The organism is Peptoniphilus lacydonensis (assembly GCF_900106515.1).
Classification (GTDB): domain Bacteria; phylum Bacillota; class Clostridia; order Tissierellales; family Peptoniphilaceae; genus Peptoniphilus_A; species Peptoniphilus_A lacydonensis.
Genome location: NZ_FNWF01000002.1, coordinates 306,329 through 332,755, shown reverse-complemented (window position 1 = coordinate 332,755; position 26,427 = coordinate 306,329). Strand labels below are relative to the sequence as shown.

Annotated in this window: 27 protein-coding genes; 22 read left to right on the top strand and 5 right to left on the bottom strand. The window is 28.9% G+C overall.

Annotation, left to right across the window (positions count from 1 at the left end; genetic code table 11):
* The first annotated feature begins 7 nt into the window (after positions 1 to 7).
* From def to BQ5450_RS01530, 10 genes are all read left to right on the top strand, one after another.
* Entirely contained in the window at positions 8 to 487 is a 480-nt protein-coding gene (gene def / locus BQ5450_RS01575) for a peptide deformylase (RefSeq protein ID WP_071125731.1), read from the top strand.
* Positions 487 to 1,410, top strand: coding sequence for a methionyl-tRNA formyltransferase (gene fmt / locus BQ5450_RS01570; protein WP_071125730.1), 924 nt, complete (start codon positions 487 to 489; stop codon positions 1,408 to 1,410). Before def ends, fmt begins: the two co-directional genes overlap by 1 nt.
* A complete protein-coding gene (locus BQ5450_RS01565; protein WP_071125729.1) occupies positions 1,410 to 2,099 on the top strand; it encodes a zinc metallopeptidase in 690 nt (229 codons plus the stop codon). Before fmt ends, BQ5450_RS01565 begins: the two co-directional genes overlap by 1 nt.
* Entirely contained in the window at positions 2,099 to 3,397 is a 1,299-nt protein-coding gene (gene rsmB, locus BQ5450_RS01560) for a 16S rRNA (cytosine(967)-C(5))-methyltransferase RsmB (RefSeq protein ID WP_071125728.1), read from the top strand. Before BQ5450_RS01565 ends, rsmB begins: the two co-directional genes overlap by 1 nt.
* Before the next feature lie 94 nt (positions 3,398 to 3,491).
* Positions 3,492 to 4,511 (top strand): dual-specificity RNA methyltransferase RlmN, encoded by a 1,020-nt coding sequence (gene rlmN, locus BQ5450_RS01555; protein WP_010244705.1) that lies wholly within the window; start codon positions 3,492 to 3,494, stop codon positions 4,509 to 4,511.
* A complete protein-coding gene (locus BQ5450_RS01550; RefSeq protein WP_010244701.1) occupies positions 4,511 to 5,227 on the top strand; it encodes a Stp1/IreP family PP2C-type Ser/Thr phosphatase in 717 nt (238 codons plus the stop codon). The genes rlmN and BQ5450_RS01550 overlap by 1 nt, the downstream gene beginning before the upstream one ends.
* A 7-nt stretch (positions 5,228 to 5,234) precedes the next feature.
* The gene (gene pknB / locus BQ5450_RS01545) at positions 5,235 to 7,211 is read left to right on the top strand and encodes a Stk1 family PASTA domain-containing Ser/Thr kinase (protein ID WP_071125727.1); all 1,977 of its coding nucleotides are present in this window, start codon (positions 5,235 to 5,237) and stop codon (positions 7,209 to 7,211) included.
* Positions 7,211 to 8,065: a ribosome small subunit-dependent GTPase A gene (rsgA, locus tag BQ5450_RS01540; protein WP_071125726.1), complete on the top strand. Its 855-nt coding sequence runs from the start codon at positions 7,211 to 7,213 to the stop codon at positions 8,063 to 8,065. Before pknB ends, rsgA begins: the two co-directional genes overlap by 1 nt.
* A complete protein-coding gene (gene rpe, locus BQ5450_RS01535) occupies positions 8,065 to 8,709 on the top strand; it encodes a ribulose-phosphate 3-epimerase (RefSeq protein ID WP_071125725.1) in 645 nt (214 codons plus the stop codon). The genes rsgA and rpe overlap by 1 nt, the downstream gene beginning before the upstream one ends.
* Positions 8,706 to 9,344 carry a thiamine diphosphokinase gene (locus tag BQ5450_RS01530; protein ID WP_010244690.1) on the top strand — a complete coding sequence of 213 codons (639 nt, stop codon included), beginning with the start codon at positions 8,706 to 8,708 and terminating at the stop codon, positions 9,342 to 9,344. The genes rpe and BQ5450_RS01530 overlap by 4 nt, the downstream gene beginning before the upstream one ends.
* 177 nt (positions 9,345 to 9,521) lie before the next feature.
* Here the strand turns inward: BQ5450_RS01530 and rpmB are convergent, their stop codons facing one another.
* Entirely contained in the window at positions 9,522 to 9,713 is a 192-nt protein-coding gene (gene rpmB, locus BQ5450_RS01525) for a 50S ribosomal protein L28 (protein WP_071125724.1), read from the bottom strand.
* A gap of 180 nt (positions 9,714 to 9,893) precedes the next feature.
* Between rpmB and BQ5450_RS01520 the strand changes: the two genes are divergently transcribed.
* The 8 genes from BQ5450_RS01520 (at position 9,894) to BQ5450_RS01485 (ending at position 19,328) form a co-directional block, all read left to right on the top strand.
* Positions 9,894 to 10,247: an Asp23/Gls24 family envelope stress response protein gene (locus BQ5450_RS01520; protein ID WP_010244685.1), complete on the top strand. Its 354-nt coding sequence runs from the start codon at positions 9,894 to 9,896 to the stop codon at positions 10,245 to 10,247.
* A 13-nt stretch (positions 10,248 to 10,260) separates the two neighbouring features.
* Entirely contained in the window at positions 10,261 to 11,925 is a 1,665-nt protein-coding gene (locus BQ5450_RS01515; RefSeq protein WP_071125723.1) for a fatty acid kinase ATP-binding subunit FakA, read from the top strand.
* 47 nt (positions 11,926 to 11,972) lie between these two features.
* Entirely contained in the window at positions 11,973 to 14,006 is a 2,034-nt protein-coding gene (gene recG / locus BQ5450_RS01510) for an ATP-dependent DNA helicase RecG (protein ID WP_071125722.1), read from the top strand.
* 53 nt (positions 14,007 to 14,059) lie between these two features.
* Positions 14,060 to 14,626 carry a 16S rRNA (guanine(966)-N(2))-methyltransferase RsmD gene (rsmD, locus tag BQ5450_RS01505; RefSeq protein WP_071125721.1) on the top strand — a complete coding sequence of 189 codons (567 nt, stop codon included), beginning with the start codon at positions 14,060 to 14,062 and terminating at the stop codon, positions 14,624 to 14,626.
* Positions 14,604 to 15,089, top strand: coding sequence for a pantetheine-phosphate adenylyltransferase (gene coaD, locus BQ5450_RS01500; protein ID WP_010244672.1), 486 nt, complete (start codon positions 14,604 to 14,606; stop codon positions 15,087 to 15,089). The genes rsmD and coaD overlap by 23 nt, the downstream gene beginning before the upstream one ends.
* Positions 15,086 to 15,526: an ATP synthase subunit B family protein gene (locus BQ5450_RS01495; RefSeq protein ID WP_010244669.1), complete on the top strand. Its 441-nt coding sequence runs from the start codon at positions 15,086 to 15,088 to the stop codon at positions 15,524 to 15,526. Before coaD ends, BQ5450_RS01495 begins: the two co-directional genes overlap by 4 nt.
* Positions 15,527 to 15,864: 338 nt before the next feature.
* On the top strand, positions 15,865 to 17,610 hold the full coding sequence (locus tag BQ5450_RS01490) for an ABC transporter ATP-binding protein (RefSeq protein ID WP_071125720.1): 1,746 nt from the start codon (positions 15,865 to 15,867) through the stop codon (positions 17,608 to 17,610).
* Positions 17,607 to 19,328: an ABC transporter ATP-binding protein gene (locus BQ5450_RS01485; RefSeq protein ID WP_010244664.1), complete on the top strand. Its 1,722-nt coding sequence runs from the start codon at positions 17,607 to 17,609 to the stop codon at positions 19,326 to 19,328. Before BQ5450_RS01490 ends, BQ5450_RS01485 begins: the two co-directional genes overlap by 4 nt.
* Before the next feature lie 430 nt (positions 19,329 to 19,758).
* Here the strand turns inward: BQ5450_RS01485 and BQ5450_RS01480 are convergent, their stop codons facing one another.
* The 3 genes from BQ5450_RS01480 to amaP are packed head-to-tail and all read right to left on the bottom strand — an operon-like array spanning position 19,759 to position 21,262.
* The gene (locus BQ5450_RS01480; protein ID WP_071125719.1) at positions 19,759 to 20,340 is read right to left on the bottom strand and encodes an Asp23/Gls24 family envelope stress response protein; all 582 of its coding nucleotides are present in this window, start codon (positions 20,338 to 20,340) and stop codon (positions 19,759 to 19,761) included.
* Positions 20,341 to 20,368: 28 nt separating this feature from the next.
* Positions 20,369 to 20,704, bottom strand: a complete 336-nt coding sequence (locus BQ5450_RS01475) for a DUF2273 domain-containing protein (RefSeq protein WP_071125718.1) — start codon at positions 20,702 to 20,704, stop codon at positions 20,369 to 20,371.
* A gap of 9 nt (positions 20,705 to 20,713) precedes the next feature.
* On the bottom strand, positions 20,714 to 21,262 hold the full coding sequence (gene amaP, locus BQ5450_RS01470; RefSeq protein ID WP_010242013.1) for an alkaline shock response membrane anchor protein AmaP: 549 nt from the start codon (positions 21,260 to 21,262) through the stop codon (positions 20,714 to 20,716).
* 377 nt (positions 21,263 to 21,639) lie between these two features.
* On the opposite strand from amaP, the gene BQ5450_RS01465 reads away from it, so the two are divergent.
* Positions 21,640 to 22,845 carry a dicarboxylate/amino acid:cation symporter gene (locus tag BQ5450_RS01465; protein WP_010242016.1) on the top strand — a complete coding sequence of 402 codons (1,206 nt, stop codon included), beginning with the start codon at positions 21,640 to 21,642 and terminating at the stop codon, positions 22,843 to 22,845.
* A gap of 107 nt (positions 22,846 to 22,952) precedes the next feature.
* Here BQ5450_RS01465 and gltS read toward each other — a convergent pair whose 3' ends face one another.
* Positions 22,953 to 24,182, bottom strand: a complete 1,230-nt coding sequence (gltS, locus tag BQ5450_RS01460; RefSeq protein ID WP_071125717.1) for a sodium/glutamate symporter — start codon at positions 24,180 to 24,182, stop codon at positions 22,953 to 22,955.
* A gap of 249 nt (positions 24,183 to 24,431) precedes the next feature.
* Here gltS and BQ5450_RS01455 point away from each other — a divergent pair, with 249 nt between their 5' ends.
* The 3 genes from BQ5450_RS01455 (at position 24,432) to BQ5450_RS01445 (ending at position 26,379) form a co-directional block, all read left to right on the top strand.
* Positions 24,432 to 24,860 carry a flavodoxin gene (locus BQ5450_RS01455; protein WP_010242020.1) on the top strand — a complete coding sequence of 143 codons (429 nt, stop codon included), beginning with the start codon at positions 24,432 to 24,434 and terminating at the stop codon, positions 24,858 to 24,860.
* 8 nt (positions 24,861 to 24,868) lie between these two features.
* The gene (locus BQ5450_RS01450) at positions 24,869 to 25,456 is read left to right on the top strand and encodes a DUF3793 family protein (RefSeq protein WP_071125716.1); all 588 of its coding nucleotides are present in this window, start codon (positions 24,869 to 24,871) and stop codon (positions 25,454 to 25,456) included.
* A gap of 257 nt (positions 25,457 to 25,713) precedes the next feature.
* Positions 25,714 to 26,379 (top strand): hypothetical protein, encoded by a 666-nt coding sequence (locus BQ5450_RS01445; RefSeq protein WP_071125715.1) that lies wholly within the window; start codon positions 25,714 to 25,716, stop codon positions 26,377 to 26,379.
* The last annotated feature ends 48 nt before the right edge of the window (positions 26,380 to 26,427 follow it).

Here is a 26,427-nt window from a genome sequence, read left to right as displayed (position 1 = left end):
TGATTAAATGGCAATAAGAAAAATAAGAACGGATGAAGATCCAATACTTAGAAAAAAGTCAAAGATAGTTGCGAATTTTAATAATACATTAGAAGTTTTAATTGATGATATGTATGAAACTATGGATGTAGCTTATGGGGTTGGACTTGCTGCTCCTCAAGTTGGAATTTTAAAAAGATTAATTGTAGTTGATAATAGAGATGAAGAAGAAAACAAAAGATTCTATATGTTAAATCCAGTTATTTTGGAAAAAGAAGGAGAAGAAATCTCTATGGAAGGATGTCTTTCTATCCCAGGAAAACAAGGAATTGTAAAAAGAGCAAAAAATATAAAAGTTAAGTACAATGATTTGACTGGAAAAGAGAAAATAATGGAAGCAGAAGATTTTCTTGCTCGCATAATTCAACACGAAATGGATCATCTCGATGGAATTTTATACACAGATAAAGCAATAGAAATGTATGAAGCTAAAGATGAGGAGGACTAATGAAATTTATTTTTATGGGAACGCCTGAGTTTTCTGTTCCTATTTTAGAAAAATTAAATAGTCTTGGAGATATTTCTCTTGTAATTTCTCAAGAAGATAAAAAAAGGGGAAGAGGAAAGAAAGTTACAAAGACAGCTGTAAAAGTAAAAGCAGAAGAACTTGGCATAGAAGTTTTTCAACCTCATGATGTTAATTCTAAAGAATCTCTAGAAAAGATAAAAAAAGTAAGCCCTGATATAATTGTTGTAGTTGCCTATGGACAAGTTTTGTCAAAGGAGTTAATAGAAATCCCAAAATATATTGTAAATATTCACGCATCAATTTTGCCAAAACTTAGAGGGGCAGCTCCAATTAATAGGGCAATTATGGAAGGATATGAAAAAAGTGGAGTTAGCCTTATGAAAGTTGAAGAAGGACTTGATTCTGGGGCAGTTTCTTCCATAAAAGAAATTAAAATAAATAAAATGAATGCTGGAAAGTTAGAAAAAGTGCTTTCCAAAATGGGTTCAGAACTTTTAGAAGAGTTTATAAAAGAAGTTGAAAAAGGAGAAGTTAAATTCAAAGAGCAAGATGATTCTAAGAAAACCTATGCTCATAAGATTTTAAAGGATGATTTAAAATTAGATTTTGATGATACTTCAAAAAATATTGTAAATAAAGTAAGAGGCCTTTCTCCTCATTACGGTGCAAAATTTAGTTACAATGACAAAGTTTATAAAGTTTTTGACGCAGAAATTGTTTCATGTAATTTAGAAAAAGAAGCAGGGAAAATTTTAAAGGCGAAGGATGAACTTGTAATAAAAACGTGCGATGGAGCAATATCTGTAAAAAAAATACAAGCTCCAGGGAAAAGAGTCATGGCAATAGAAGATTTCTTGCGTGGAAATAAGTTTGAAGAAAATTATTTAATAGGAGGGAAATAATGTTTGGGTCGTATTATTACTATGATTACAGTTATTTTATTTATATTTTACCAGGACTAATACTTGCTTTTTATGCACAAGCTAAGATAAGTTCTGCGTATGAAAAATACAAAAAAATTGGATCATCCACAAATTTAAGTGGAGCAGAAGTTGCTAGAAAAATTTTAGATAGAAATGGACTTAATTTTGTAGAGATAAATTTAGTAGATGGAGAATTGTCTGATCACTACGATCCAAGAGATAAAACTTTAAATTTATCGAGAGATGTATATTACAAAAATTCAGTTGCATCAGTTTCTATTGCAGCACATGAAGTTGGACATGCAATTCAAGATTCAGTAGAATATGTACCTTTAAAGTTCAGGGCTGCATTAGTTCCACTTGCAAATCTAGGGACACAACTTAGCTTTATATTAATAATACTTGGTTTTTTCTTTTCAGTATTTTTTACAAAGTTGGGTATAGCTTTATTTTTCTTTGCAGTTTTATTTCAAATTGTAACACTTCCAGTTGAGTTTGACGCATCTAACAGAGCAAAGAAAGAACTTGCAAATGGAATAATAACAGAAGAAGATTTAGTTGGAACTAAAGAAGTCTTAGATGCAGCAGCACTTACTTATGTTGCATCAACAATTGTAGCAATAGGACAATTTTTAAGACTTTTAAGTATTTTTGGAAGAAGAGATTGATGAAAAGCACAAGAGAAAAAGCATTATTAATACTTAACGATGTCCTCTATAAGGGGGCATTTTTAGAAGAATCTCTTGAAATTTTAAAGAAATCAAGAATTGATGAGAGGGATTATAATTTTGTAAAGGAGATAACTACAGGAGTAGTTCGCAATAGAAGTTATTTAGATTATGTGATAAAAATAAATTCTAAAATAAAATTTAATAGAATTCACAGGATAATTCTTTCTATTTTAGAAATGGCAATTTATCAGATGTATTTTTTGGACAAAGTTCCAGAATATTCTATTGTAGATGAATCTGTTAATCTTGCAAAAATTTATGGAAATAAGGGATCGATAGCTTTTACAAATGGAATTCTTAGAGCTATTTCAAAAGAAGATGTACCACAAGTAAAGATAAAAAACAGTATAGACAATTTGTCTACATTTTATTCTCATCCAAAATTTTATACAGAGTATTTTTATAATAATTATGGAGAAGACTTTACGAAAAAGCTTTTGAAGGCAAATAATGAAAAGCCTTCTTTTACGATTAGAGTAAATACTTTAAAGACAAATAGAGAAGAATTGATAAAAAGTTTAACTAATGATGGATTTGAGATAGAAGATACAAATTTTAAGAATGCGATAAATATTTTAAATCCAAGGGGAATTATTGATACAAAATATTTTGAAAATGGAGAATTTTATGTTCAAGATTTGGGATCTATTTTAGTTTCAACTTTTTTAAATCCAAGTAAAGACTCAAAAGTTTTAGATTTATGCGCAGCGCCAGGTGGCAAGAGCACTCATCTTGCTGAAATAATGGAAAATACAGGAGAAATAGTAGCTTGTGATAAGTCAAAAAAGAAGATTAAATTAATTGAAGAAAACGCAAGAAGGCTTGGCGTTAAAAACATAAAAACATTTATAAATGATGCAGAAATTTTAAATAAAGATTTTTTGGATAAATTTGATTATGTATTAGTGGATGCACCTTGCTCTGGAACGGGACTTTATAGAAAAAAACCTGATATAAAGTGGAATAAGGACATAAAAGATTTAAAAAATCTTTCAGAAATTCAAATTAAAATTTTAGGAAATGCAAAAAATTATTTAAAGTTGGGTGGACATTTAGTATATTCTACTTGTTCTCTTTCAAAAATAGAAAATGAAGATGTAGTCTATAAATTTTTAGAAGAAAATGAAAATTTTAAAATAAAAAAATTAAGAAATAAAGAAGTTTTAAAATTATTTCCTTCTGTTGATGATACAGATGGATTTTCAATTGTACTTCTAGAAAAAATTGGGTTGTGATTTTCACAGCCTTTTTTGTATATAATTAATTTTATTAAATCTATTTTTATTGTTCATATCTAATGATATAATAAATAAATGAATAGGTGATTTAATGGAATTAAATTCTATGTACTTAGATGAACTTTGCGATTTTTTTGAAAAGAATGGTGAAAAGTCTTTTAGAGGGACACAACTTTTTACATTTTTTCATGATAAAAAGAGGATTGATGTAGAAAATTCAAATCTTTCGGCGAAGGCTCTCTCTATAATAGAAAAGGAAGAAATAAATAATACAGAAATTTATAAAATTTATGATTCGAAGCTTGATGATACTAAAAAGTTTCTATTTAAATTAAAAGATAAAAATTTAATTGAAGGAGTTTTAATGAGGTACAAATATGGCTATGCTCAGTGTATTTCTACTCAAGTTGGATGTAGAATGGGATGTGATTTTTGTGCTTCAACAAAAAGCGGACTTATTAGAAATTTAACTGCAGCAGAGATGCTAAGAGAGATTTATGAAATTGAAAATAAATTAAATATAAAGGTTTCAAATTTTATTTTAATGGGAAGTGGAGAGCCGCTTGACAATTTTGATGAAGTTATAAGATTTATTAAAATTCTACACGATGAAAAGGGGCACAATACAAGTTATAGAAATATAACAATTTCGACTTGTGGAGTTGCAGATAAAATTTATGAATTGGCTGATTTAAACATTCCAATAAATCTTGCCGTAAGTTTGCATCAAACAAACGATTTTGAGAGATCTAGTTTAATGCCAATAAATAAAAGGTATAATTTAAAAGAATTAAAGGATTCTTTGGAATATTATGTTAACAAGACAAACAATAGGATTACTTTCGAGTACACCCTTATAAGAAATCAAAATGATAATGATAAAAACGTAGAAGAAATTTATGATTTTGCTAAAAATATTAAATGTAATATTAATTTAATACCACTTAATCCTATTGATGAATTTGATGAAAAAAGACCTTCTAAGTTTGAGATAATAGAGTTTAAGACTAAACTTGAAAAAAAAGGTTTTAATGTGACTATTAGAAGAGAACTTGGGAAGGACATTAGCGCTTCTTGTGGACAACTAAGGCGCAAAGTTGAGGTGAAATAATGAGAGTAGTGTCAGCAACAAATGTTGGAAATTATAGAAAAAATAATGAAGACAGTTATTTTGTGAATGATTCAAAAAATTTATATATATTAGCTGATGGAATGGGCGGCCATTTGGCGGGTGAAAAAGCTTCCAAAATGGCAACCGATATTATAGCGTCACATTTCAAAAAAAATAAAAATATAAGAAAGACGGAAGATGTAATAGAGATTTTATCGTCTTCAATAAAAAATGCAAATAAAGAAATTTTTGAAAGTTCAGAAAACAATGAAGATTACAGAGGCATGGGGACAACAGTTTCAGCTGGTTTTGTTCTTGAAGATGTTTTAGTGTATTCTAATATTGGAGATTCAAGAATTTATAAAATAAATAAAGGTATTGAACAGTTGACAAGGGATGATTCCTTTGTAAATTACTTAATCGAAATAGGAGATATAACTGAAGAAGAAGCGAAAAATCATCCCAAGAAAAATGTACTTACAAAAGCTCTTGGAACCACAGAAACTTTGGATGTTTATGTCAATACCTTGAAAATAGAAAAAGATGACATATTTTTATTTTGCTCTGATGGGCTTACAAATATGATTTCTGATGAAGAAATTTTTAAAATAGTAAAAGAGAATACTCCAGAAGTTGCAAAGGATGTTCTTCTTAATCTTGCACTAGAAAATGGTGGCTTAGATAATATTACATTTATTTTAATATTTAATGAGTAGGTGTACAATGATAAATAAAATTTTAGCAAATAGATATGAAATATTAGAAAAGATCGGAACAGGCGGCATGGGCAATGTTTTTAAAGCTCACGATAGAAAGTTAGATAGAATTGTTGCCATAAAAGTTTTGAAATTGGAGTACAATGAGGATAATAACTTTATAAGGAAGTTTAAGAGAGAATCTCTTGCTGCTGCGAGCATTTCTCATCCAAACATTGTAAGTATTTATGATGTTGGAACTGAGAAAATAGATGACAAAGAAGTTCACTACATTGTAATGGAATATATTGATGGTAAAACTTTAAAAGATTTAATAAATGACGAAGGTAGACTTTCTGAAAAGAGAGCTTTAAATTATTGTATTCAAATTGCAGAAGCATTAAAAGTTGCCCATTCAAAACATATTGTCCATAGAGATATCAAGTCACAAAATATAATGGTAACTAGAGATGATAGAATAAAAGTTACAGACTTTGGAATTGCAAGAGTAGCAGACAACACTACTGTAACTGCGACTAATGCTGTAATGGGGTCTGTCCATTATTTTTCACCAGAACAAGCAAGAGGAGCTAAAGTTGACAATAGATCGGATATTTATTCTCTTGGAATTGTTCTTTTTGAGATGTTGACAGGAAGACTTCCTTTTGATGCAGACAATCCTGTTTCTGTTGCACTTATGCAAGTTCAATCACAGATGCCAAAGCCTTCTGATTATATAAAAAGTATAGATCCTTCTGTTGATGCACTTGTTTTAAAGATGACAGAAAAAGATCCAAATGATAGATACGAAGATGTTTTTGATTTAATTAGAGATATTAAGGATTATACTATTGGTGCAAAAACTTTTACTGTAAATAGAAGTTATGAAGAAGATGATGATAGAACTGTTGTTACACCACCAATAAGTAGAAGATCGGAAAGAAATAATTTAAAAAGAACAGATAATAATAAAAAAAGCAAACCAAAAAAAGTTGTAAAAAAGAAAAAATCAGTTGCACCTGCAATACTTGGAGTTTTTTCGGCAATAATTATTATTGCTCTTCTAATTTACGTAGTGCCAAAGGCTATTAAAGGAATGAAAAGTGATGATAAAGTTGAAAAAATTGTTGTAGAAAATTATATAGGAAAAACTAGAGAAGAAGCAAAAGAATTAATTGAAGCACAAGGTCTTGTATTAGATGTAAGTACAGTAGAAGATGAAAATAAACCAGATGGAGTTGTCTTGGAACAAAATCCAGAAAAGGGAAGCGAAGTGGAAAAAGGCTCTACTGTTAAACTAGCAATAAATGAACTTCCAGATTCTGTTCCAGTTCCACCATTAAAAGGTCTTACACAGGAAGAAGCAGAAAAAACTTTAAAAGAAAATTCATTAAAGCTCGGTTCTGTTGAAGAAGAATTTAATGAAGAAGTTGAAGAAGGAAAAGTTATTTATTCAAATCCTGATGGAGGATATTCTGTCAAGAGAGGTACAGCTGTAAAGGTTATAATTTCTAAAGGAGTTGACAAAACTCCAGTTGTATTAAGCGATTACAAAGGAATGGATCAAGACGTAGTTGTAAATCAATTAAAGAGTTTAGGAATTACAGTTGTAATTGAAAATGGAAATAGCAATAAGGTTGCCGAAGGACAAGTTTATGATATGGATCCTAAAGCAGGAGAAACAGTTGAAAAGGGTTCAACAGTTACTCTATATATTTCAAAGGGTGCATCTGATGATGAAGAAGAAAATGAAGATACTACTGAAGAAAATGAAAATGGATACAATAAAGTAAATAATGTAAAAGTTAAAGTTCCCGATGATGGAGAAACTCACAAAGTTACTGCAGAAAGAGTTAAAGATGCAAAGGGAAATAAAATTAGTGCACAGTCTGTTTGGAATTACAATATAGATTCTGGTGAAACGACAACTGTTGAACTAATTGGTCCAGGCGAATACAATATTTACGTTGATGGCAATATTGCTAAAACAGAGACGATAAAATAATGATAGGAAAAATTATAAAGCTCACTGGAGGATTTTACTATATTAAGTCTGGAGATAAAATTTTTGAAACTAGAGCTAGAGGAAATTTTAGACATTTAAAAGTAGAACCAATAGTAGGCGATGATGTAGAATTTAAATATGAAGAAAAAACTCTGGGATATATTGAAAAAGTATATCCCAGAAAAAATATACTCACAAGACCAAAAGTTAGCAATGTAGATTTGGCTCTCATAGTGATACCAGTAATGGATCCAAAATACAATTTTATGATAATAGATAAGACTATAGTACAAGCAGAGCACCAAGGAATTGATGTTGCAATTGCAATTAATAAATGTGATTTAAATAAAGAGGATGCAGATAATTTAGAAAAAATCTATAAAAATTCTGGATTTAAAACTTTTTTGATTTCAAAAGATGACGAGAAAAGTGTAAATTTGTTAAAGAAATATTTAAAGGGAAAAACTGTTGCTTTTTGTGGAGTAAGTGGTGCTGGAAAATCTACAATAACATCTTTAATTTTAAATAGAGATGTTGAAGTTGGAAAAGTTTCTGAAAAGACTAAGAGAGGCAGACATACAACTAGGCATACAGAAATCTTATATGGAGATGACATTTATATTTTCGATACACCAGGTTTTTCTTCATTGAAATTAGATATAGACAAGGAAGAACTTAAAAATTATTTTAGAGAATTTAAAGATTATAGTAATTGTAAATTCAACGATTGTAATCATATAAAAGAACCTAAATGTGCTGTAAAATACGCAGTTGAAAAGGGACAGATAGAAAAGTCAAGATACGAAAATTACAAGTATATTTACAATGAATTAAAAGAAAGAGGAGAATACTAATGATTTCACCTTCACTACTTTCAGCAGATTTTACAAATTTAGAAAAAGAATTTAAAATTTTGAATGAGGAGAAAGTCGACTTCATTCATCTAGACATAATGGATGGCAATTATGTGCCAAATATTTCCTATGGTCCAGGGATTGTAAAAAGTTTAAGACCTTTAACAGAAATACCCTTTGATACACATCTTATGATTGAAAAACCTGAAAATTATATTGAAGAATTTGTAAAATCTGGTTCAGATATTATTACAATTCATCCAAGCACAACAAAACATTTAGATAGAACTTTATCTATAATAAGATCTTTTGGTAAAAAAACAGGGCTTGCACTCAATCCTGGAGATAGCTTAGGAGTTTTAGATTATAATTTGGAAAAACTAGATTTAGTTCTTGTAATGAGTGTAAATCCAGGTTTTGGTGGACAAAAATTTATTCCATCTTCTCTTAGAAAAATTAAAGAGATAAAAAAAATAATTGAAAAAAGAAATTTAGAAACTTTAATTGAAGTTGATGGTGGAGTAAAACTTGATAATGCAAAAGAGATTTTGGATGCAGGAGCAGATATTCTAGTTGCTGGGTCTGCAATTTTTGAAAAAGATAAAACTAGAGGAAATATAAAATCTTTTAAGGAAATTTTATGAAAAGAGCTCTTTTAATAACTGGTGGTAGAGAGGTTTCCAAAGATTTAATAAAAAAGTATAAAAAGAATCGTTTTGTTTTAGTTGCAGATGGAGGTGCAAGACTTCTTAGAAAATATAATTTAAAGGGGGATCTTTTACTAGGGGATTTAGATTCCATTGGAAATGAATCTCTTAAATATGTTAGAGAAAACAATATAAAATTTTTAAAATTTCCTTCGCAAAAAGCAGCGACTGACACAGAATTATGCATTAATTATTTGATTAATGAGAAATATGAGGACATAGTGATTTTAGGGGCACTTGGGACAAGGCTTGATCACGAATTAGCGAATCTTTTTCTTCTAAAAAAACTTTATAATAAAGGAATTTGTGCAAAAATAATTGATGACAATAATGAAGTGATTTATGTTAAAGAAGGAGAATATAAATTTAAAAAGTCAGACAAAAAATATTTTTCTCTAATAAATGCAGGAGAATCTTTAAATTTTTCTACAAAAGGACTTTTTTATGAAGTTGAAAATTTGAAAATAAATAATTACAATCCAGGTCGTGCAGTGAGCAATGAAATCTTAGAAGATGAGGCAACTATTATAATAAATAGTGGTTCTGCTTTTATAATTAAGTCCATAGATTAAAACTAAATAAATTTGTTTGAAGTTGTGTTACTTTTAAGCACAACTTTTTTATTGATTTTTATATAAATTAAAAAATCCCCCAATAAATTTGGAAGATTAAAATACTATGTAATTAAATTAAAAATAAAGATTTTGAAAATTGGAGTATAAAAAAGGATCTTTTTTTAAGACCCTAATTTATATAGCTCTTTCAACTTTACCAGATCTTAAACATCTAGTGCACACATATATTCTTTTAGGTGATCCATTAACGATAGCTTTAACTTTTCTAAGGTTAGGAGACCAGCTTCTGTTAGAACGAGAGTGAGAGAAAGAAATTTTATTTCCAAATGTTTTTTCTTTTCCACAAATTTCACATCTTTTAGCCATAACGCACCTCCTTTAGTTATTAAGCAAACAATATTTTATCAAAAATTGTTGCTAAGTGCAAATATTTTTTCGATATGTTTTTATTTTACACTAATTTATTATTTTTTACAAAGTAATTCCTCAAATTCTGTTAATCTTTTAAAATTTCTGATATAATAAAAAAGATAAGGAGGTGCCCTAATGCCGGCAATTATTAATAGAGAACTTGGAAATATTGTAATAGAGGATAGCGTACTTGCAAATATAGCTGGAATTTCAGCTATGGAAAGTTACGGAATTGTTGGAATGGCATCAAAAAATGCCGCAGATGGTATTTTTGAGCTTTTGAGATTCGAAAATCTTTCAAAGGGAATAGTTGTAAATACTGAAGAAAATGAAATCAGAATAGAACTTCACGTAATTCTAGAATATGGAGTGAAGATTTCTACTGTTGGTGAAAATATTATAGAAAGAGTTAAGTTTAATATTCAAAATTTGACAGGACTTGAAGTAGATAATATTGAAGTCTTGGTGGAAGGTATTAGACTGAAGTAGTGGAGGTAAGATTTTGGAAATAAATAAAATTAATGGTCCTTTGTTAAGAGAAGTTTTTAAAGGGGCTGTAAATTATCTAATATCCAGAAAGGAAGAGGTCAATGCTCTAAATGTGTTTCCTGTTCCAGACGGAGATACAGGAACAAATATGAGCCTTACCTCAAAATCTGCCTTAAAACAAATTGATGGTTTAGAAGGTGAATTTTCGGTAAGTGATGTTTCATCTGCGGCTGCTCGTGGAGCACTTATGGGAGCAAGAGGTAATAGTGGCGTAATTCTTTCTCAACTTTTAAGAGGTTTTGCCGAAGGTCTAGATGAATGTGATGAAGCCAGTACTTCTGATGTTGCTCATGCTTTTAAAAAAGCGAGTGAAACTACTTATAAAGCTGTTATGAAGCCTATTGAGGGAACAATTTTGACAGTTGGAAGAGAAACTGCTGATTTTGCAATTAGACATTATAAAAAGTCTGAAGATATAGTTTTATTTTTAGAAGATGTAATTGTAGAAGCAAATAAATCTCTTGATAACACGCCAAATCATCTTTCTGTACTAAAAGAAGCAGGAGTAGTTGATGCAGGCGGAAAAGGTCTTGTCGTTTTGCTCGAAGGTGCACTTAAAGTTTTAAAGGGAGAAAATATTGATGACCAAAGTGAAGATGAAACTTTAAAGAGAAAAGCACAAAAGGAAATTCAATTTACAGAGGCTGATAAATCTCTTAAATATGGATATTGCACTGAGTTTATTATTAATACAGATTATGAAGATATAGATGCTTTTAGAGAAAAAATTTCTCCTCTTGGAGATTGTCTTCTTGTTGTGGGTGGTGGCGGAAGTCACATTATTAAAGTTCATGTTCACACAAATGATCCTGGAATTGTTTTGCAACATGCTTGCGAGCTTGGTCTTCTTCAAGATATAAAAATTGACAACATGAGATATCAACATAGGGAAATTTTGTTTGATGACAGCGAAGTCCTTGAAGCTAAAAAGAGAGAAGAAGAGGAAGAAACAATAAAAGAAAAGGATTATTCTTTTATAACTGTTTCTATGGGCAGTGGAATGACTGAAACTTTTAAATCTCTTGGAGTCGATTATGTTGTAGCTGGCGGACAGACAATGAATCCGTCGACAGAAGATTTGTTAAAGGGAGTAGATAAAGTTGGCGGGAAAGTAATTTATCTAATTCCAAATAATAGCAACATAATTTTATCTGCAGAACAAGCTAGAGATATTTCAGATAGGGAAATAATTGTGATTCCATCCAAATCTGTGCCACAAGGTATTGCTGCGATGCTCGCATTTAGTGAAAATGCTTCAAAGGAAGAAAATAAAGAAAATATGATAGACGCAATAGGAAGTGTAATTGACGCTTCTGTAACTTATGCCGTTCGTGATACTACAATGGGTGAAAAAGAAATTCACAAAGATGACATAATTGGTATTGCTTCAAAGGACATTGTTTCAAGTGGAAAAAAAGTAAATGATGTTGTAGTTGAAACTGTGGAAAAACTTATGAACGAGGATATTTCTCTTGTAACTTTATTTTATGGGGAAGACGTGAAAGAAGAAGATGCAGAAAAGGTACAAGAAGCAATTGAAGAAAAATATCCAGATATTGACATTGATGTGATAAAAGGTGATCAACCTATTTATTATTATATTATTTCATTAGAATAAATTTTAGCCCAAAGTTTTCGCTTTGGGCTTTTATAATAGGAGAAATTATGGTTAATTTAAAGGATTCTATTAAAAATTTGAAGGGAGTTGGCCCCAAAAGAGAAGAACTTTTTCACAAACTTGGAATTTATAGCGTAGAAGATCTTTTATTTTTTTATCCCAGAAAATACGAGGACAGTTCGAAAATTGTAAAAATTTCAGGTGCTAAAATTGGAGAAAAAAATACTTTTAAAGTAAAAATTATATCAAAACTTCAAAATAGAAGAATAAGAAAGGGCCTAACTCTCACAAGTTTTCTTGCAGAAGATGAAAGTGGAGAAATGGAGATTTCATTTTTCAATGCATTTTATTTAAATAAATTAATAAAAATTGGAAGAGAATATTTAGTTTATGGTAAAGTTGATTTTTTCAGAGGTAGAGTGAGCATTTCGAGTCCTGAAATTGAGGAAATACATAATTTAAAAAAACTTGGAAAAATTTCTCCTGTTTATAGTTTAACTGAAGGACTAAATAATTTTGCTTTCGAAAATTTAATAGATCAAGTTATTGATTTGAATTTATTTGAAGAAAATCTTCCTGGAGAAGTTTTGGAGAAATATTCTTTCATGGATAAAAATGAAGCTATAAAAAATATTCACTATCCGAAAAGCAGAAAAAATTATATAAAAGCTAGGGAGAGATTAATTTATGAAGAATTGTTTCTCTTCGAACTTTCCATTTTAAAAAATAAATTTCAAAATGAAAGACGAGATGCAATAAAATTTGAAATTAAAGATGAAATTTTTGATTTTATGAATAATCTTCCTTTTAAATTAACAGAAGGTCAAGAAAATGTTGTAAATGAAATTTTTACAGACATGAAAAGTGGAAGAGCAATAAATCGTTTAATTCAAGGCGATGTTGGAAGTGGAAAGACAATTGTTGCAATTATAATAATGTATCTGTCCTATTTAAATGGATATCAATCATCAATTATGGCACCGACAGAAATTCTTGCAAAGCAACATTTTGAATCTTTTGTTGAATTTTTAGAACCTCTTGGTGTTAGAGTAGCACTTTTAATTGGATCAACGACAAAAAAAGCAAAGAGAGATATTTTAGATAATCTTCAAATGGGTTCAATTGATATATTAATAGGAACGCACGCTTTAATAGAAGAAAATGTGATTTTTAGAAAACTTGGAGTAAATGTAATTGACGAACAACATCGATTTGGAGTTGTGCAGAGAAATATGCTTCAAAATAAAAATAAAGATGCAGCCACAATTGTAATGTCAGCAACGCCTATACCTAGAAGTCTTAGTTTAGTTCTTTATGCTGATTTGGATATTTCTGTAATAAAAACTATGCCAAAGGGCAGAAAGCAAATAAAGACAATTGCAATAAATGAAAATATGCTAGGTAAATCTCTTGAATTTATAAAATCTGAACTTTCAAAGGGTAGACAAGCTTATGTTATTTGTTCTTTGATCGAAGAAAATGAAGATTATGAAAATTTGCAGGCTGTAGAAAAAGTTTATGAAGAACTTTCAAAATTTTTTATTGATTATAAAGTTGGACTTCTTCATGGGAAGATGAAAGCAGATGAAAAAAATAAAATAATGGATGATTTTGCAACTAATAAAATAAATTTATTAGTTTCAACAACTGTTGTAGAAGTTGGGGTAAATGTTCCAAATGCAACTGTAATGATGGTTTACAATGCAGAGAGATTTGGTCTTTCAACACTGCATCAACTTCGAGGAAGAGTTGGAAGGGGAGATAATCAGTCTTATTGTATTTTATATAATCTTTCAAAAAGTGAAATTTCATGGGAAAGAATGAAAATAATGACAGATTCTAGTGATGGATTTTATATTGCAAATAAAGATTTAGAACTACGTGGCTTTGGAGATATTTTGGGAACTAGACAATCAGGTATGCCAAATCTTAGACTTGCAGATCCTTTTAGAGATGAGATGATTTTAAAATATGCAGCAGATGATGTGAAAATTATTTTAAAAGAAGATCCAAATTTAGAAAGCAAAGAATACTTTTATTTAAATAAAGAAATACTTGAATTTTACTCTGATTTGAACTAATATCTTTTAATATTTATTGACTTATGGTAAAATAAAACTAATTTGGAGGCTTTATGAGGATTATTTCGGGAAATAGAAGAGGATTAAAATTAAAAGCACCAAAAGGCATGGATACAAGACCAACTGAAGACAGAGTTAAGGAGTCAGTTTTTAATATTCTCGGACAAAACTTTGATGGAGATATAGTTTTGGATTTGTTCTGCGGAAGTGGGGCAAATGGAATTGAGTTTATATCAAGAGGAGCAGAAAAAGTTTACTTTGTTGATAATTCAAAAGAAGCAATAGACTGTGTTAAATCTAATTTAGAAAAAACAAGATTTTTAAATCAGGCTGTTGTTATAGAAAATTATATGAACAAGGCAATTAAAAATTTAGATATAAAATTTGATTACATTTATATTGACCCACCCTTTGATAGAGGTGATTTGTATAAAAAATCCTTTAAGCTTATAAGGGAAAATAAAATTTTAAAATCAGAGGGAAAATTAATTGTGGAACATAGTTCAGATAAATCGCTTTTAATAGGACAAGGTTTTGTAGAAATAAAAAATAAAAAATATGGAAATACTTCGATTTCTATATGCGGATGGGATGTAAATGAAAGCAATATATGCGGGTAGCTTTGACCCTGTGACTAATGGACATTTGGACATTATAAAAAGAGCAAAGGATATTTTTGGAGAAGTCATCGTAGCAGTGCTAGATAATACTTCAAAAAAAGGATTATTTACAGTTGAAGAGAGAAAAGAGTTATTACATAAAGTTCTAGATGGAATGGAAGGAATAGAAATTGATTCTTTTGACGGACTTTTAGTAGATTATGCAAAGAAAAAAAATTGCAATGTAATAGTTAGAGGTCTTAGATCTGCCTCTGATTATTTTAATGAATACACGTTGGCAATGGCAAATATGCACTACAAAGATGGCGTAGAAACAGTTTTTTTGTTGTCGTCTAATGAAAACTTATTCGTCAGTTCAACGCTTGCAAAGGAAGTTTCCACTTTTGATGGAGATACAGATTTATTCGTGCCTCCTGTTGTAGGAGAAGCAATGAAGAAAAAATTACTTAGGAGGAAAATATGAATTTAATTGATTTAGTTGAAGAATTGGAAGATCTTGTAGAAACATCATCACAGTTACCACTTACAAATAAGGTTATGGTAGACAGAGATGAATTTTTAGAAATTATAAATGAAATAAAGGAAAAAACTCCTGGAGAAATTTCAGAAGCTCAAAGAATAGCTAAAGACAAAGATGATATAATTAATGGAGCTCACGATGAAGCGGATAAAATTATTGCAGCTGCAAGAGCTCATTCAGAAAAAATTATTGACGAAAATGAACTTGTTAGACAAGCAAATGAAAGAGCAACAGAAATTTTGAAATCTGCAAAAGAAGAATCAACACAAATTAGAGAAGGAGCAAGAGATTACGCAGATGAGTTACTTGAAAATACACAAGTGAATTTATCAGAAATAATCAAAATGCTTAACGAAAATAGACAAGAATTAAGAGGTTAAAAATAATTTATAAAATATTGAGAGGCTCGTTAAATCGAGTCTTTTTTAGTGTAAAATTTTAAAATACTCAGTAAACAAAGTATTTATTATAAACATTTTAGAGGCTTGCGAAACAGATTATATTTTTATAAATTTAGATTATATAACATTTTAGATTCAATAAATTCTCTTTAAAAGTTTAAATATAGATAAGATCTTAATATAAAATATTTCTAGGACTATTTTAATAATTATTAATATAACAGAATTTTTGATAAATAATAAGGTCAAAATTTTTTGGAACAATAAAGATAATTTGCTTAAATTTATTAAAAATTATAGAATAAGGAGTTTTTAATTTGAAGTTATATAAAAAATTATTTTCATATATGCCTGAGAAGAAAGTAAATGGCTTTTTAGCAAGTTTTTTTACTGCTATCGGCATATTTTTAGAATTTTATGGATACTATTTAATTTGGATTTTATTAAAAAGTGTATTCTCTAAAGGAAATTTAGTTAATGCTAGTGGTTTAGTAATAAAAATTTTAATTTTATTTATTGCTTACGGTCTTTTATATTTTTTAGGTACTTGGATGAGTCACCTTGCTGGTTTTAGGCTTGAAACTAAGCTTCGTGAAAAAGGAGTTAAAAATTTACTCAATGCGTCAAATAATTTTTTTGATGTACACGATTCTGGAGAAGTTAGAAAAATTATAGACAACAATGTTGAGCAAACTCATATGATCGTTGCACATTTAATAGCAGACCAAACGGCGGCTTTTTTGACGCCAATTTTAATGCTTATTTTAGTCTTTAAAGTTGATTTATATCTTGGATTATTTTTTGTATTAATAATTCTTTTAAGCCTTATAGTGATAAAAAAAATGGTGGGCGACCAAAGCTTTATGAAAGTTTATATGGATAAACTCGATGAAATGAATGCAGGAGCTGTTGAATTTGTGAGGGCAATGCCAGTTGTAAAAGTTTTTAACGCACCATTAATTGGTTTTAAAAAGCTTTATAATTCAATACTTGAGTATAAGGATATGGTTTATAAATATTCTATGTCTTGCAAAGTTCCCTTTGTGATTTTTCAGTGGCTTTTAAATATTTTTATTGTCGCACCAATTTTTATTGCAATATTTATGGTTAGCCATGGAGGGGATGCTTATATTTGGAGTGCAAAAGTTTTATTTTTCACGCTTTTTATGGGGATGTTTTTTACAACTACAATGAAGATAATGTATGTTTCCATGTATGTTTTCCAAGCAAATTCAGCAGTAGATAATCTCGAAAATTTATTTGTTGAAATGGGCGATAAGGAAATTAAATTTGGAAGTGATGAAGTTATAGAAAATAATAATATTGAATTTAAAAATGTAGATTTTTCTTATGACGGAGAAAATAAAATTTTGGAAAATTTTTCTTTTAAATTTGATGAAAATAGAGTTTATGCTTTAGTCGGTTCATCTGGTTCTGGCAAGTCAACTATTGCAAAGTTAATTTCTGGACTTTATCCTGTTGACAAAGGCGAGATTTTAATTGGGAATAAAAATATTTCTTTTTACGAAAAGAAAATTCTTATGCAAAATATTGGAATAGTTTTTCAAAATCCAAAATTATTTTCTGGAATTTCTATTTTTGAAAATGTAAAGCTTGCTAAAGAAGATGCAAGTGATGAGGAAGTTTATAAGGCCTTGAAACTTGCAAGGTGTGATGAGTTTATAAATAAATTTAAGGATAAGTATGATTCAGTTATTGGAGCAGATGGAATAAATTTATCAGGTGGAGAAACTCAAAGAGTTTCCATTGCAAGAATTTTCTTAAAAGATCCTAGAATAATAATTTTAGATGAAGCATCTGCTGCAGCAGATCCAGAAAATGAGTTTGAACTTCAAGTTGCTTTTAAAGATTTGATAAAAAACAGGACAACAATTATGATTGCTCATAGGCTTTCTTCAATAAGAGGTGTAGATGAAATTCTTTTTGTTGAAAATGGAAAAATTATAGAAAGAGGATCTCATAAGGAATTAATGGAATCTGAAACTTCTTATAAAAAATTTGTCAATTTGTATGAATCTGCAAATGAATGGAGGGTGTCATGAAAAACTATTTGAAAAATAGATTTGCGCTCACTGACAAGGGTGCAGAAGGCGAAGTAGTAGCAATTAAATATTCGACTTTAAAAAGTCTTTCTTATATGCTCCCAATGTTTTTATTGATGTATGTTATACAAGGACTACTTGGAATGGGAGATTTTAGTGTAAAAGTTGCAGTAATTTCTTTTGTAATAATTGCAGTCTTAATGGTACTTGTACTAAATAAAGATTATATCACGACATACAACGAAACATATAGTGAATCGGCAAATCTTAGAATTGAAATTTCTGAAATAATAAAGAAACTTCCACTTTCTTTTTATTCAAGACATGATTTAACAGATTTATCTCAAACAATTATGAAGGATGTGGAAACTATTGAGCACGCACTTAGCCATGCAGTCCCAGGATTTTATGGTTTTATAATAAGTTTTATTATTGTTTCAATTTTACTTTTAATTGGAAATGTAAAACTTGGGCTTGCTGTTATTATACCCATACTTTTTTCGGTGATTTTAAGTTTGTTGTCAAAAAAAATGCAAACTAAAGCCACTAAATCTTATTACAAAGAACAGAGAAAATCTGCAAGGATGTTTCAAGAATTAATTGACTTATCTACAGAAATAAAATCTTATAATTTAACTGAAAAAAAGATGACAGATTCAATTAATTTTGTAAAAAATCTTGAAAAACAACATATAAAATCAGAAATCGGGCAAGTAATTCCTGTATGTGGGGCAAATGTCGTCGCCAATTTATCTCTTGCACTTGTAATTTATTTTGGTCTAAAGGGTCTTACAAATGGAGAGATTAATATTTTATATTTTGCAGGATATTTATTTGCAGCGGCAAGGCTTATTGATGGAGTTGCAGCTTTTAATGAATTTTATGGAGAGCTAATGTATATTGATTCACCTGTTGAAAAAATAAAATCACTTAAAAATGCAGAAGTTCAAAGTGGAGACAAAGAAGAATTTAAGACTTTTGATATTGTTGGAAAAAATGTAGAATTCTCTTATTTAGATGATAAGAAAGTAATAGAAAGTATTTCTTTTAAGGCATTTCAAGGTAAGACTACTGCTTTGGTTGGACCTTCTGGATGTGGAAAAAGTACACTTTTAAAACTTGTTGCAAGACTTTACGATTATGATTCTGGAAAAATTTTAGTAGATGATAAAGAGATAAAAAAAGCAAGGACAGAAGATCTTTTTAAACATATTTCAATGGTATTTCAGGATGTAATTTTATTTAATGGAACTGTTATGGAAAATATTAGACTTGGAAATTCAAAGGCAAGTGATAAAGATGTTCTGAAAGCTGCTGAGCTTGCAGGATGTGATGAGTTTGTTAAAAAGCTTCCTAAAGGATATGATACAGAAATAGGAGAAAATGGTTCAAAATTATCAGGTGGAGAAAGGCAGAGAATTTCTATTGCAAGAGCTTTTTTGAAAAATGCAGAAATAATTTTATTGGATGAAATTGCAGCATCTCTTGATGTAGAAAATGAAAAATTTATACAAGAGTCACTAAATAAACTGACAAAAAATAAAACTGTGATGATAATATCACATAGAATGAAATCTATTGAGGGAGTAGACCAAATTATAGTAATGAAAGATGGAAAAATTGAAGCTTTTGGAAAACATGAAGAACTCATTAGAACAAGTGAAACGTATAAGAAAATGATTGATTCATCAAAAAAATCTGAAGACTTTATTTATTGAGATAAGCTAGTTAAATAGCTGTAGATTAAAACTTGAAGCATTGTGACTGGGTCGACGGCTAATTTTCTTACTAAATTGGAGTATGATTTTATTAATTTATTTAAATCCATCCTTTACATTAAATCTTGTATTAAACCAACTTTTCCGTCATCATCAAAGCAAGTTTGTGAGGTAAAGTTTAAACTTAGTTGCAAAGTTGAACGATTTAAGGTAAGCTTATTTTGATAAATTAATGAATTGTTCATACCTTAATTTTATCAAAAACAAAAAAACGGCTTTTGCATATGCGAGCCGTTTTTTTTGTTTTATTTTGCAACAGCACCTTGTTCATACACAAACTATTTCACAGCTTAATTATTATAAACTATAAAAAGAAGCCCGCATGCGAGCTTCTAAAAAAATTATATAAAATTTATATTTATTGAAATAATTATCTTAATGAAGGTCCTTGTTCATAGTGTGGAGCTTCATTTTTGTCATTTCTTTTTTTAAGTTCAAATTCTTTTCTAGTCATTACATCATCAACTTTTACGTTAACTTCAACAACTTTAAGACCAGTCATTTGTCCAACAGATTGAGCAATATTTCTTTTTAATTCTTCAAAAACTTTTGGAGCAGAATGACCATATTCTAGAATAATTGAAGCATCAATTGCAGCTTCTTTTTCTCCAACATCTGCAGAAATACCTTTAGTTAAGCTATATCCGCCAAATTGTTCAGAAATTCCAGAGAAGAATCCACCTTTCATATCTAGAACGCCAGGAACTTCGTGACAAGCAATTGCTGCTATTTTTTCAATAACAGAATCTTCAAAAGTAAGTTTTGATTCATGAGCTTGTCCTTCGTCGTCTTTGAAATTATCTTTGAAGTTGTCTTGTAAGTTGTCTACAAAGTTTTCTCTTTTTTGGGCTCTTTCTTGTTCCTTTTCTCTTTTTTCTTGTTCTTTTTCAATTTTTTCTTGTTCTTTTTTGTTTACGCCTGCAATTTCATTGTATTTAGCTTCGTTTGCCATAATATTTCTCCTTTTTAGTTAATTTTAGTTAATAGTTTTTAAAAATTTTTTCTAACAAAAATAATGCTTTCGGATCACCATCTTTGTACTTGCCATAAATGTTGCCAATTAAATAAAAGATTATAATTAAAAGTGTTCTAAAAAAACCTATTGTCAAAAATAATATTGAAATGATTAGTCCAAATATAGTGTACTTAAACTCATTCCAGTGTAATCTAGTGAAGTTTTTAAATTTGTTTTTTAAAGTAGAAACTTCTCTTTCTTTTTTCTTTTCGACTACAACTATTTTTTCATTTTCAGGGTTTTTATTTGAGTTTTCATAATTATTTTGATAATCCGGAAAATTTCCATAATTATTAATCATATGAACCTCCTAAACCACTCTCTTATTAGAATCTTTCTTGATATCGTAAAATTTAACATCCACTTTATCAACAGGATAACCAGTGAAAGTTTCTAAATTATTAGCTACATCTTCTTTAATTGTATTACCAAGGGAATTTAAATCTTCGCCTTCATATACGCCACAAGTCACTTTAGTATTTATCTTATGGGCTTTTTTTCCATTGTTCACTTTAACAATTGCACTTGAGTTTTTGACTCCGGGATACTTATTTACAGTTGTTAGCACATTATTTTCAATGGCTTTAGATGTTATAAGCATTTCGCCAGAATCATCTTTATCAATTAAATAATTATTAATTGTAGGAAGAGCAATAGCTTGAATAAAAATGAATAAAGCAAATAATGCACCTAAAATTGATACAATAGTCAAGAAATAGAAAAACCATCCTTGTCCATAATAACCAGCTAGTGTATTTGTTACCTTACCATAGTCAAACATCAAGAAATATGAACAAAATATAGCAAGTAGTAGGGCGATAGCAAAAATAACATTAACCCATTTTCGCCATCTCTTCAATCTCATTCCTCCTTTTAATGATTAATTTAATTAAATTATTAATTAAACCGCTTGCATAAATATATATATCCTAGAAACTTTATTTTACACATAAAAAGTGAAAATTTTTAAAAATTTGTTAAATGTGAAATAAAAAAAATGTATTTTCTAAAAAAGAAATAATGTTACTAATTGATGAAAGTGTTGAAAAATAGAGAAAAGTATTTTGTAGTATATGAACAATGTTCAAAAAAATTATTTATAAAAAATTTACAAAAAAATATATTTTTTTAAATGAAGTGATGAAAATTTATTATTTTAATGCTTTTATATTTATGAGGTGGTAAAATATTAATAAAATCTAGGTTGATTTTTAAAATAATCATTAGGAGGATGAAATGAAAAAAAAGAAATTTTTTAACTCTTTAGTATTTAAATTAATACTTGGAATTATTATTGGAATTATTGTTGGAAATATCTCAAATGTTACTGCAATAAGGATAATTGATTCTATAAAAAGAGTAATTGGAAGTTTAATAGGTTACATAGTTCCATTAATTATTTTAGGATTTATAACTCCAGCAATTGTATCATTAAAAGAAAATGCAGGAAAAGTTTTAGGTGTTACACTTATAATTTGTTACGCTTCTTCTGTTGGTGCAGCTACTATGAGTTTTTTAGCGGGAAAAGCAATTATTCCTAATTTAAATATTGCTTCAAATGTTGGAGGTGGCAATTCCATTCCAGAATCTATATTTAATCTTTCAATAGATCCAATTATGCCAGTTATGACAGCACTTGTAACTTCAATTTTATTTGGTATTGCAGTTATAGTTACAGAATCAAATACTTGGGAGAATTTGCTTTTAGAATTAAATAAAATAATTTTATTTATAGTAAATAATGTTGTAATAAAAATACTTCCCGTTTATATCGCTACTACATTTGCAGGATTATCATATGAAGGAGTAATAGTAAATGAACTTCCAGTTTTCTTAAAAGTAATTGTAATAGTAATTATTGGACATTTTATTTGGATGACTCTTATGTATTCAATTGCAGGAGCAGTTTCAAAGACAAATCCAAAAGAAGTTTTTCGACATTATGTTCCAGCATATTTGACAGCAGTTGGAACAATGTCATCTGCAGCAACTCTTTCAGTGGCATTAAAGTGTGCAAGAAAATCTAAGACACTTGATCCAAAAATTAGAGATTTTGCGATTCCGCTTTGTTCTAATACACATCTTTGCGGTTCAGTTTTAACAGAAGTATTTTTTGTAATGACAGTTTCGCAAATATTAACTGGTAAACTTCCAGAAACTGCAAATATGATTGCGTTTATTTTATTACTTGGAATTTTTGCAATAGCAGCACCTGGAGTTCCTGGAGGAACTGTTGTGGCGTCCCTTGGTCTTATAACATCTGTGCTTGGTTTTAATGATACAGGAACTGCTCTTATGTTATCTATATTTGCACTACAAGATAGTTTTGGAACAGCTTGTAATGTTACAACAGATGGTGCAATAGCACTTATGGTGACAGGAATATTTAAAAAAGTCCCTGGAAGAGGGGATAATCCTGAAGTAAAAGTAGCTCAAAATTAAAAAGAGTTTAAATTTCATAATATAATTATAAAAAAAGACCAAAGCTTAATGAAAAGTTTTGGTCTTTTGAAATTATTAAGTTGTATAAGATAAAATGCAATAAATTTTTATTTTACAAATGTTTTAATAAATGTGAGAACAATAGGTTGGTAGATAATATCCACTAAGAATGCACCAACTATTGGAACAATCATCATAGCCTTTCTACTCATTCCATATTCTTCGTTAATAGCAGTCATATTTACAATTGCAGATGGTGTTGCACCAAGTCCATGACCACATAATCCTGAACACATTACAGCAGCGTCGTAATTCTTGCCAAGGACTTTAAATACAATAAAGTAAGTATAAAAAAGCATAAATACTACTTGACAAATTAGAACGATTAGTACTCCTCCCATTAGGTCTTGTAATTCCCATAGTTTTAATGTCATAAGGGCAAGAGCTAAGTAAAGATTTAACATTACATCCCCAATTCCGTCTACTGAGTGTGCACTAAATTTATAAAAGTTTGCTTTTTCATTTATATTTCTAAGAATAACGGCAACAAACATTGCCCCAACATAATCAGGAAAGTCCATTTTTATAGCTTTTCCAATTTGTTTTGAAACTAAAGTGCCTAGTGCCATACATATAATTATTGCTGAAACGTTTTTAATGACATCTAGATTAGTAAGTTCAATTTTTTCTTCTTTAAATAAATTATCAAGAGCAGATGAATCGAAATCATCGTTATCAGGTTTTAAATCATTTTTAACTATTAGTCTTCTTCCAAGGGGGCCACCTATTAATACACCAAAGATAAGTCCAAATGTTGCTGCTGCTGCACCAACTACTGGAGCTTGTTCATAGCCCATTTTGGCAAAAGTGTTTCCATAACTCATTGCTGCACCGTGTCCACCAATCATTGAAATTGAAGATGCAAGCATTCCATAAGCTGGTTCGAGATTAACTGCTTTTGCAACTCCAACACCAATTGTATTTTGGATAAGTGATAATAGACCACATAGTAGCCAATAGATAATTAATAGTTTACCACCTGATTTTAAAATTTTTAAATTTGCACCAAGTCCTACTGTTGTAAAAAAAGCCAACATAAACGTAGATTGAAAAATATTTTCATAAGCAAAGTTAAACGAATTTGTTTTATATCCTATAAATGTAATAAATATAAATATAAATCCACCGACTACTGGTGCGGGAATACAATATTTTCTAAGAAACTCTGATTTATTTTTTACTCCATAGCCAACAAGTAGCACAATTACAGCTAAGGCTAAAGTTAAAATAGAATCTAAATTAATTGTTAAGATACCATTTTCTCTCACAAATTCCATAGAATCCTCCTTTTTGAAATTTATTATTGCATATTATCTTTCGAATTAAATAATATCATTAGATATGTTCATATTGCAACTATAATTTTATCGCATTAGATTATGAAAAATAGAAAATGATTAAAATTTATTTTAAATTGTATTTTTAAATAATTATTATAATTTTTTATAAATATAATTCGTAAAGTTTAATACAATATATTTAAATGATAAATAATTTCAAAAAAATAAAAATTGGGAGGAGATATTATGAGTAAAGTAAATGTAATTTATTGGTCAGGAACAGGAAACACAGAAAGAATGGCAGAAGCAATAGTTAGAGGAGCAGAAGGTGAAGGTGCTGAAGTAAAACTAATTCCAGTAGGAAATGCCACTGAAGAAGATGTAAAAGATGTAGATAATATTGCCTTTGGTTGCCCTGCTATGGGAGCAGAAGAATTAGAAGAAACAGAAATGAGACCCTTTATGGATAAAGTAAATCCACTTCTTTCTGGAAAAAATGTTGTACTATTTGGTTCATATGAATGGGCTGATGGTGAATGGATGAAAACTTGGCAAGAAGAAGTTGAAGGAACTGGAGCAAAATTAATTGCAGATGGATTTGCTGCTTATGATAATCCCGATGAAGATGCAATTGATGAATGCGAAGCTCTTGGAAAAGATTTAGCAAGAGCTTAATATTAAAGATGTACAAAAGTGTTTTCATTGAATTTTTAAGTTATATTGAAAATTTTAAGGATTTTGAATATCTACTGGCTTTAATAAAATCTACAATTGCTCCAACTTTAAGCGATTTAAAGCTTGGAACTATGATGAATTTAAAAAATGGAGAGAGAAATCTAAGAGATAGTTGGATGGAGAATAAATTTTTATTAAAAGATGTTTTAGACATTGATTTTTATGAATTAAGAATTTTAGAAGATTCTGTATTAGTTTATTTCTTTAAGAAAAAAAGACTTGAGAAAAAACTTAAACAACAGAAAATTATTGAATTTTTAAATTCTGAAGGATATGAAGAATGTAGATCTGTAGAAGATTATCTATATTTTTTAGAAAGTAGATTTACAGAAACTTGTCCCGATGAAATTGGAATTTTTTTGGGTTATCCACTTAAAGATGTGATTGACTTTAAATATAGGGACAAAAAAATTTGTAAATGTACTGGATATTGGAAATGTTTTAACAATGATAAAAGTTCAATAGAAGCTTTCAAGAGGTTTGATGAAGTTAAAGTTATAGAGATGAAAAAAATTGTAGAAGGTATTTACATTTAAGACTGCTTTTGGGCAGTCTTTTGTTTTAAGAAAGTAAATTTTTTTGTGAATTTAAAATATAGAAGTTTAAGAATATATAAATTTATAAGACTAAAATATTTCTAAGTTTTATAAATAAAGTAGATTATTTACTTTGTTTAAGGTAGAATATAAAAAACATATCATTTGTGTTAATACACTAAAGAAATAAAAATGTACAAATTTTTTACAAAAAATATATTTAAGTAAGAAAATTATAGAATATGATAGAGGTGCTTATGGATAATTTAGTTTTTAAATTTTTAGATAAAGAAAATATTGATGAAATATATAATCTCACAACTGAAGTTTACGAGGGAATTGAAAATAAAGAAATTTTTTCACATGATTCTAAAGAATACTTAGAAGATGTAATAGATAATGGTGGTGCTTTCATTGGGGTTTATGATGACAATAAACTTGTTGCATATAGAAGTATAAAGGTGCCACATGAAGATGAAGATTATGTTTCCAAGTTTAATTTTTATGTAGATCCTAATACAGTTTTAGTAAATGATACTGTCGTTGTTCTAAAAGATTATAGAGGCAGAAACCTTCAAAATATTACTAGAGAAAAAATTGGAGAAAAGTTTGAAGGCTCAAAATTTACAAATAAGATAGGTACTGTATCTCCAAATAATTATTATTCTTACAAAAATACTTTAGTTTCTGGATATAAAATTGTTTCTCTTGAAAAAAAATATCCAGACGAATTTTCAGAAGAAGGTTACGATAGGTTTATAATACTAAAGTCAGAAGATATTCAATTTAATTTTACAGGGAGAGAAAAAATAATTTTCTGTGAAGATTTAGAAGGAATTAAAAAAGCTATTTCTGAAAATTTCTATGGTGTATCAGTAGATGGAGATGGAAATATTTTATTTAAAGAAGCTGAGGTAAAATAATAAATTAATTTAGTATGAAAAAGAAATAAGATTATAAATTGTTAATAA